Genomic DNA, 9,161 nt, shown 5'->3' on the forward strand with positions numbered 1-9,161 from the left:
TTAGAAGCAAAACTAATAAACTACTATATACTATGGATTCAAATAAATTATATCTCTTTAAGGATAGGCGATTCTTACCGAATTTTATAGTACAATTATGTGGTTGTCTTAACGATAACATCTTGCAAAATGCTCTTGTAATTTTAATTACTTATGGAGTTGTTGGTTCTCTAAGCAAATATAATAACTTACTCGTTTTAGTTACCAATGCTATTTTTGTCTTACCTTTTATAATATTTGCAAGTATAGCCGGGCAAATCGCTGATAAATATGAACGCTCTACCCTAATTAAAATCATAAAAGCTTGCGAGATTGCTATAATCGCTTTTGCTATTTACGGCTTTCATCATAATAATATTATAGTGCTGCTCTGCTCTATTTGCCTAATGTGTATTCATTCCACTTTCTTTGGTCCAATTAAATATAGCGTTCTTCCTGATCATTTGAGTAAAGAGGAATTGCTTGGAGCTAACGGCTTTGTTGAGGCTGGAACTTTCATCGCTATTTTCATTGGTACTATAATCGGCAGTTATTACACAATCAGTAATAATTTCATAATTTATTCCTTAGTTACAATTGCAGCTATTGGCTTTATTTCAAGCCTTACTACACCAAAATCAAATAACGCAAATCGTGATATTAAGATAAATTTTAACATCATAAGCGAAAGCCTAAATATGATCAGATATGCTCAAACCAAAAAGCAAATATACTTAGCAATACTAGGTATTTCATGGTTTTGGTTTATTGGAGCTGCTATAATTTCTCAGATACCTTTACTTGCTAAAATAACGTTTAAAGCTGATGAGAATGTTGCTAATTTATTTTTAGCAGTTTTCTCGCTTGGCGTTGGTGTCGGCTCATTTTTATGTAGCAAAATATTTGAAGATGAAATCACTGTTAAATACCTCTTTATTTCAGCACTTGGCATTAGTATTTTTGGCATCGATTTATTTTTTGCTAGTAGAATTAGTGCGGTTGCTTATGAACCAGCTCAACTAAAAAGTATTTTCGTATTTTTATCCAAAAGGCATAATTGGCGAATAGTTATCGATCTATTTTTTTTAGCAGCAATTGGCGGCTTATATATCGTGCCTCTTTTTGCTATATTACAGCATTACGTAAATCCCGCTCACCGCAGCCGTATTATTGCCGTAAATAACCTAATTAATTCTATCTTTATGGTGGGATCAACTATTATCCTATCATTATTATTTTATTTAAATTTTACGATACCTTGGATAATATTATTTATCAGCCTATCTAATATCATCGTTACCATCTATATTTATCGCCTAATTCCTGAAGTTAAAATTATTCCTTATCCTGTCTTGCGTAGAATATTCCAATTTTGGTTTGATTTAATGTATAAGGTTGAAGTTAAAGGACTTGAGAATTTACAGAAAGCAGGCAACAAAGTAGTAGTAATTGCCAACCATATTTCATATCTCGATCCACCGCTAATTGCTACTTACCTAAAGGAAGAAATGACCTTTGCAATAAGCCCTGATATACGCAAAATATGGTGGATTAGACCATTCTTGCGTATGGCTAATACTTTGCCTGTTGGTCCAAACAACCCAATGGCAATTAAGACCTTAGTAAAAGAAGTACAAAATGACCGAAAAATAGCTATTTTTCCGGAGGGTAGAATAAGTGTTACCGGCTCTTTAATGAAGATTTATGAAGGTCCTGGAATGATTGCCGATAAAGCAAACGCAACTATTTTACCAGTTAGAATAGATGGCACACAATTTACTCATTTCTCAAAACTACAAAATATATTAAAGAGAAAAATATTTCCTAAAATTACTGTTACTGTTCTACCACCGGTAAAATTTGCTGATATTGGTGCTGCATCCGGTCAAGAAAGACGCCAATATATAGCAAGAACTCTATATGATATTATGGCTGATATGATGTTTGAGAGTTCAGACTATAAGAATACTTTATTTGCATCACTGATAGAAGCTGCTAAAATTCATGGATTTAAGAAAAAAATTGTTAATGATTTTGAAAATAACAAAGCTACTTATCGGGATTTAATACTCAAATCTTTTATTCTTGGTGATTTAATCAAAAGAAATAATATTTTTGGCAAGCATCTAGGTTTAATGCTACCTAACACGACAAATACACTAATTACCTTTTATGCCATGCAATTTAGCGGATTTGTTCCAGCTATAATTAATTGGGGTAGCGGAATAAATACTATTATTAACTCATGTAAAACTGCACAACTAAAAGTAATTTATACTTCAAAGCAATTTATAGAAAAAGCAGAGTTACACGAATTAATAACTAATTTATTAGATTTTGGTATTAAAGTAATATATTTAGAAGATTTTAAAAACCAAATCAATCTAGCTCTAAAATTAAAAGCCTCAATGGGCATCCGTTTTTCTAAAACTTATTATAAGTATTTTTGTCGTAATCGTGATGATGAAAAGCCAGCAGTAATAATTTTTACTTCAGGCACCGAAGGGGAGCCTAAAGCTGTAATGTTATCTCACGGAAACTTACAAGCTAATAGATATCAAGCAACTGCTAAAATACCTTTTAGCCCTGATGATATAGTATTTAACTCACTGCCATTATTCCACTGCTTTGGGCTTGGCGGAGCAATTATTACAACCCTAAACGGCATTAAGCTATTTTTATACCCCTCACCTTTAAATTACCGCAGTATACCAGAAATGATATATGATGTCGGAGCAACCATATTAATTTCAACTGATACATTTTTAAATGGCTATGCCAATTATGCTCATCCATATGACTTTTATTCATTACGTTATATATTTGCAGGTAGTGAAAAACTAAAAGAAACTACCAGACAATTCTGGCTTAATAAATATGGCATACGTATTTTTGAAGGATATGGTATAACGGAAAGTTCCCCTATCATTGCTTGCAATACTCCTATGCATAGTAAAGCTGGTACTGTTGGGAGGTTGTTGTCAAAGATTGAATACAAACTTGAAAAGGTTGAGGGGATAGACGAAGGTGGACGTTTACTAATTCGCGGTCCTAATGTCATGCTTGGTTATTTAGACGAAAATGGTAACTATATTTATAAAGAATGGCACGATACAGGTGATATAGTTAACATCGATGGAGAAGGTTATATAACCATTTTAGGACGTTTAAAAAGATTTGCTAAAATAGCTGGCGAGATGATTTCGCTTACAAAAGTCGAGGAGCTTGCAAGTGAGATTGATCCTAGCTCCTTGCATGCTGCAATTTCTACACAAGGGGAAAAGATTATTTTATTTACTACCAGTACTATCATAAATAGAGAAAATTTTACAAATAACGTACACAAAGCACAAGTTTCTTTACTCTATGCACCGAAAATAGTTATTACTTTACCTGAGATACCGCTACTTGCAAATGGTCAAGTTAATTACATAGAAATGACGAGCAATTTGGATAAGTATATTTCTTCTCTTTGAAAAATAGTATTTTGTAATCCTTTCAAAAGAAGTTTAAATATTTTATTACACAGTTGAAATTTATTGGATATTTTCAATTAAGTTTAGTTAATATGAAAAAAATAAACTTTAATACAAGGTGCAAATTACCTAACGGAAAAATTGTTTTTTGTCACATGGTAGAACCTACCTTAAGAATTGCTAAAACATTAAGTCAAAATTGCTTACAACTGAAGTTTTGACAAAAAATTTTTATTAAAAAAAGTGGCGAGTGTATCAATCTATAATTTGTATTATATATCCAATAATTTACTTTAAATTGTAGAAATATCGCTTTTAAACTGATAAAAGCACTAAATATTTAACTTTAAATATAAATTTTTACTTTAGTCAGAAAAATTAGAATTTTTGTCAAAACTTCAGTTGCTACCTTTGCTATACTTATTCTCATCTGATTTTACTCTATTTATAGATATTGGTACAGCCCATTTAGGCTGAGCACCGATGCAAACTACACTATATTCATAACCCGCAACTGGTCGGTTATTAGCATTCTGTCTAATATATGTACGATCAATTGCTTTCTTGGAATCTTTCTTGCTACTCACTGTAGTATCTATTTGTAGTAAGTTTTTACTCTAATTAGTCCGTCCGCCAAAACTCTACAAGCCTTATAGATAATATGGTTTTAAGACAAGAAGTAATACAACAATCCGTAAGAAAATGATAAAATATGGTCATAAACCTTATGGATTTCAGTCAATGCCAATAGACAACATTATCAAATCGCAAGAACAAGGGAAACTGTTTGGTTATAAATTAAAAGAAGAATTAAACCCAAATAATAAGCTATATAAATTAAGAGAATTAATAAATTGGTCTAGGCTCGAAGAGTGGTTATCAAAAAATGTTTGTATTAAGAAATTTGGTAGAAATAGAAAATGTCATAGAGTGATGCTTGGCATAACGATGCTACAAGCAATGTATAATTTTTCAGATTCATTATCAGAGGAAGAGCTAAAAGAGAATATGTATTGGCAGTATTTCTGCGGGTGGGAATATATAGAAAAAGACATAGCTATCTCGGAAACTAGTATACGACGGTTTCGTAGTGTATTAGGTGAAGCTGGATATAATGAGATATTATCGGAGTTGATCAGGGTTGGGATAAAAACTAACACAATTAAAAAAAAAGATTTGGAATTAATCATCGCTGATACGACTGTACAAATTAAGAATATCAAACACCCACACGATGTTTATTTAATGGATAAAGCTAGGCTTAGCATAGTAAAGCTTTGCAACAGTTTGGGTATACATTTGAATGAAACATACGCTAGAACCTATAAACGCGATATAGTAAAGCTATGGAAATATAAAGAACATAGTAAAGCCAAGAAGCGTTGGAAAATAATGAAGCATTTAAAAATATTACTGGGTCGTTTGATTAGAGTATGTGAGCGTGAGATCAAAAATAAGCAATTAAACTTGTCTCTCAAAAATCAAGAAGTATTGCAAAAAATAAAACAAATACATAACCAATCTGTTTTAAAAAGAGAAGCTAAAAAGCAATATAAAGAAGATAACAAAGTATTATATAGTTTTCATGCCCCTGAAGTAGAGTGTATAGGAAAGGGAAAACGCAACAAGCCATATGAGTTTGGCAATAAAGTAGCGGTAGTAGTAAGTGGTCGTAGAAATTTTGTTTTATCCGCAAAATCGTTTCATAATAATCCTTATGATGGTCATACATTGCATCAGAGCTTTGAAGCAGTAGAGAGTGTCACTGGAATCAAGATAAAGAAATCATTTGTTGATCTTGGGTATAGTGGTAGCAATGTAAAGGAGAAGAGTAAGGTATATACCCCAAAAACGCGGAAGAAGTTGTTACAAGAGGACAAGTCTATGATCAAGAGACGCAGTGCCATAGAACCAATAATAGGTCACTTAAAGCAATATGGTCGGATGGGTAGAAACTTCTTGAAAGGTATGATAGGAGATATTATCAATCCAATAATCTCTGCTATTGGTTTGAATTTACGATGCATTGCAAATCATTTACAAATCGTGTCTAACTCCACATAAATCAAAAATATCATCATGCAAAAACTAGATGAACGATAAAAAATCGTTAACAATAGCTCCATATCAAAATTAGACCAACACAGAAATGTATCAGTAAAAATTAACATAACTTATTAATTTTTATTGAAAATCTTAGCAATTTGTTGTCAAAACTCTATCCCATTACAAATGATCAGGATTTGAAGTGTTTTTGGCGGATAGACTAATTAATCAGTTTACTTATTAAGTATTTTTCTATATCTTCTCGAGTCTTAAAACGTTGCTTATCTCTTATATTTAATGATTCATCACGAGCACAGTAAAAATTCTCTATAGCTCTGTATACACTTGACCAACTACGCTGAAAATATTTATTAGTTGTTAATTCAACAACAGATCTTGCTTTAACGCTATCATTAGTTACTAGTGATAGTACTACTAATTCTAAAACCACATCTTGATTATAGGGAAAAATTTTTTATTTCTTGCAACATTTCTTGTATAATCATACACACTAAAACCCCTTTTGACTAACGAATATTAGAATTACCCTCAACGAACATTAAAATTACCTATAAAAAAGAAGTAACTATGGACAGTAAAATCGAATAAAAATTTATTTTTAAATATTTAAATATTATTCGAGAATTACTGATGACATGTACAAATAACCAAGTAGGTATTTTAATGCAAAAGATCAAAAAATATAATCAGATAATTTCTGCTGCAAAAGCAGGTATGAGTGTAAAAACGGCACGTAAGTATTTACGTATTAATAAGTATCCAAGCGAATTACGCACAATACGTAAATATTAGGACACGTAAGGATCCATTTGTGAAGCACTGGGATGAAATAGAATCAATGCTAGAATCAGCACCGGAGTTGCAAGCAACTACCATATTAGCATATTTGACAGAAAAGTATCATGGGAATTATAATGGGAAGCAATTACGCTGTTTGCAGAAAAGGTTGAAACAATGGAGAGCTGCACATGGTAAGGATAAGACAGTAATCTTTTTACAAAATATTCTTCCTGGCAAACAGAGTCAGTCTGATTGGACCAATATGAATCAATTGGGTATTTGTATTGGTGGGCAACCATATCCTCACTTACTATTTCATTTTATGTTGCCTTATTCATGTTGGGAAACTTTTAGCATATGCCATAGTGAAAGTTTTGATACATTAGCATCAGGGTTTGAAAAAGCTGTATGGGAGTTAGGTGGAGTTTTACCAGAGCATCGTACAGATAATTTAAGTGCAGCTACCAAGCAATGTGGTAATAGTAGACAATTTACAGAAAGATGGCAAGAATTGCTTGGTTATTACAATGTTGTACCATCGCGAAATAATCCAGGCGTCAGTCATGAAAATGGTTCTGTTGAAAAAAGTCATGATACATTTAAGCAAGCAGTGAATCAACATCTGCTATTACGTGGATCACGTAATTTTGTTGATTTAAAAGCTTATGAATTATTCCTTACACAAATTAAAGAAAAGCGAAATAGCTGTAGAAAAGAAAAATTAGCTGAAGAATTAGTTCATTTAAAAGAGTTACCAATCAGGAAATGGAATGCACCTACAATATTATCAGTACGTGTTAATCCAAGCAGTACAGTTAGTATTTTATCTGTAGCTTATTCTGTGCCTAGTCGCTTAATAGGTTATACTTTAAAAGCTTATATTTATTCTGAAGAAATAGAGCTTTACTATGGTAACAAATGTTTACAAAAAATGTCGAGTCTTTTGCAATGATTGTGTAAATTTTTGTTGAGCCTATATTAGAAGTAATTAAAAATATAGGTAACAGAAATGCAAATAGAGAAGAATAAAAAAATAAATGAAGCAATAGATTTGCTGATAGAAGGCGGAGTAGATTTAAAAACAGTACTAAGTCAGAATGGAAATGATGCTCCTCGCAGCAGAGCTACGAGGTATCTAAAAAAGTTTTAGTTGTTTCTTATGATATCACGAAGCAGAGCTTCGGGGAATTAAACCCTGAGAGATTAACCAAGGGTATTTTAGAGCGAGCACTGCATGCTGAGATGTCAGAACATTTAGGTTATAGCAAGTATGATAGAGCTGAAACTGAGAATGCGAGGAATGGTAGTTTTAGTAAGAATCTGATTAGTGAGAATGGTACTATAGAGATAAATGTTCCAAGAGACAGACAAGGTAAATTTGAACCTATAATAGTCTCAAAGAAACAAACAAGAATAGATGGCTTAGACCAAAAGATAATATCCTTATATGCGAAGGGTATGAGTGTGTCTGATATTAAAACACAATTGCAAGAATTATATGGAGCTGAGATCAGTGAGAGCCTAATCAGCAGGATTACAGATGAAGTAATAGATGAGGTCAAGATTTGGCAGAGTAGACCTCTTGAATCAGTATACCCTATAGTATATTTTGACTGTTTAGTAGTGAAAGTAAGACAAGATAAACTTATTATTAATAAATCAGTATAGGAAAGTTCTATAATTAATTAAGCCAGATATAATCAATTTTTAATCTCTCAGGGTTTACTTCCCCGAAGCTCTGCTTCGTGATATCATAAGAAACAACTAAAACTTTTTTAGATACCTCGTAGCTCTGCTGCGAGGAGCATCATTTAAATATAGATATATCATGGCTCATTTAACGATAGATGAAAGATTTAAAATATACGAAATGAATAAGAGTGGTTATAGCTCGCGATATATAGGGACAAAGATTGGCCGTGATAAAAGCACTATATGTTATGAACTCAAGAGAATGAGGCATAATTATAGACCAGATAGGGCTAACACACTTGCTTGCAGTTTAAGGCAAGGTAAGAGAAAAAGAAAATTAGATATTGATAATAATTTACGAGCAGAAATAATAAAGCAGTTAACACAGGGTATTTCACCAGATATAATTTCAGGTAGACGTAAACTATCACGAGATACTGTCAATATTTCTACAGAGAGTATATACCAGTTTATTTATACATCTCCTATAGCACAAAGGCAAAAATTATATTTATCTTTAGCAAGAAAAAGGAAAAATAGGTTGCATCATGGTACAAGAATCAGAAACAAAAGAATTACAATACCAAATCGAGTTTCCATTACTGAAAGACCAGAGATAAATAGAAAGATAGCAGCAATAGGTCATTTAGAAGGTGATTTAACTTTTAACAAAGGTAATCAAAGTCGTAATATAGGCGCTCTTGTGGATATCAGAACACAAAAAGTGTTTCTCACTTTAAACCGTTCAAAAAGAACACAAGATGTGATTGGTAACATGATAAAAAACTTAAACAATTGTCGCATATAATCAAAAGCATAACGTTAGATAATGGCAAAGAATTTACCAATCATGAACAACTATTGCCAAAATCTGAACGAAAAGTATATTTTTGCAATCCTTATTCTCCATGGCAAAAACCATTGATAGAGAAGAATGATGCTCCTCGCAGCAGAGCTACGAGGTATCTAAAAAAGTTTTAGTTGTTTCTTATGATATCACGAAGCAGAGCTTCGGGGAATTAAACCCTGAGAGATTAACTCAATGGTGCACAGAGTATACTCTAAATCTTTAGATAGTCTATCCGCCAAAAACACTTCAAATCCTGATCATTTGTAATGGGATAGAGTTTTGACAACAAATTGCTAAGATTTTCAATAAAAATTAAT

The 9,161-nt window shown here is 32.1% G+C and carries 6 protein-coding genes and 2 pseudogenes; 7 read left to right on the forward strand and 1 reads right to left on the reverse strand.

Annotation, left to right across the window (positions count from 1 at the left end):
- Window positions 1-32: 32 nt before the first annotated feature.
- Window positions 33-3,455 (forward strand): acyl-[ACP]--phospholipid O-acyltransferase, encoded by a 3,423-nt coding sequence (locus AAHI98_RS11300; protein WP_342225903.1) that lies wholly within the window; start codon window positions 33-35, stop codon window positions 3,453-3,455.
- A gap of 702 nt (window positions 3,456-4,157) precedes the next feature.
- Window positions 4,158-5,519 carry an IS5 family transposase gene (locus AAHI98_RS11305; protein ID WP_342224717.1) on the forward strand — a complete coding sequence of 454 codons (1,362 nt, stop codon included), beginning with the start codon at window positions 4,158-4,160 and terminating at the stop codon, window positions 5,517-5,519.
- Window positions 5,520-5,721: 202 nt separating this feature from the next.
- On the opposite strand, the gene AAHI98_RS11310 is transcribed toward AAHI98_RS11305, so the two are convergent.
- Window positions 5,722-5,952, reverse strand: a complete 231-nt coding sequence (locus AAHI98_RS11310) for a hypothetical protein (RefSeq protein WP_342225904.1) — start codon at window positions 5,950-5,952, stop codon at window positions 5,722-5,724.
- A 200-nt stretch (window positions 5,953-6,152) separates the two neighbouring features.
- Here AAHI98_RS11310 and AAHI98_RS11315 point away from each other — a divergent pair, with 200 nt between their 5' ends.
- The 5 genes and pseudogenes from AAHI98_RS11315 to AAHI98_RS11335 all read left to right on the forward strand — a co-directional run.
- A complete protein-coding gene (locus tag AAHI98_RS11315) occupies window positions 6,153-6,314 on the forward strand; it encodes a hypothetical protein (protein ID WP_342225905.1) in 162 nt (53 codons plus the stop codon).
- A 46-nt stretch (window positions 6,315-6,360) separates the two neighbouring features.
- Window positions 6,361-7,254: a Mu transposase domain-containing protein gene (locus AAHI98_RS11320; protein ID WP_342225906.1), complete on the forward strand. Its 894-nt coding sequence runs from the start codon at window positions 6,361-6,363 to the stop codon at window positions 7,252-7,254.
- Between the two features lie 57 nt (window positions 7,255-7,311).
- Complete coding sequence (locus tag AAHI98_RS11325) at window positions 7,312-7,452, forward strand: hypothetical protein (RefSeq protein ID WP_342225907.1); 141 nt, start codon at window positions 7,312-7,314, stop codon at window positions 7,450-7,452.
- Between the two features lie 47 nt (window positions 7,453-7,499).
- Window positions 7,500-7,967: pseudogene (locus AAHI98_RS11330) on the forward strand (IS256 family transposase); the annotation flags it as partial.
- Between the two features lie 163 nt (window positions 7,968-8,130).
- Window positions 8,131-8,927, forward strand: a pseudogene (locus AAHI98_RS11335) (IS30 family transposase); the annotation flags it as partial.
- Between the last annotated feature and the right edge of the window lie 234 nt (window positions 8,928-9,161).

Origin of the sequence: Rickettsia endosymbiont of Urophora cardui (assembly GCF_964030725.1) — a bacterium.
Taxonomy (GTDB): domain Bacteria; phylum Pseudomonadota; class Alphaproteobacteria; order Rickettsiales; family Rickettsiaceae; genus Rickettsia.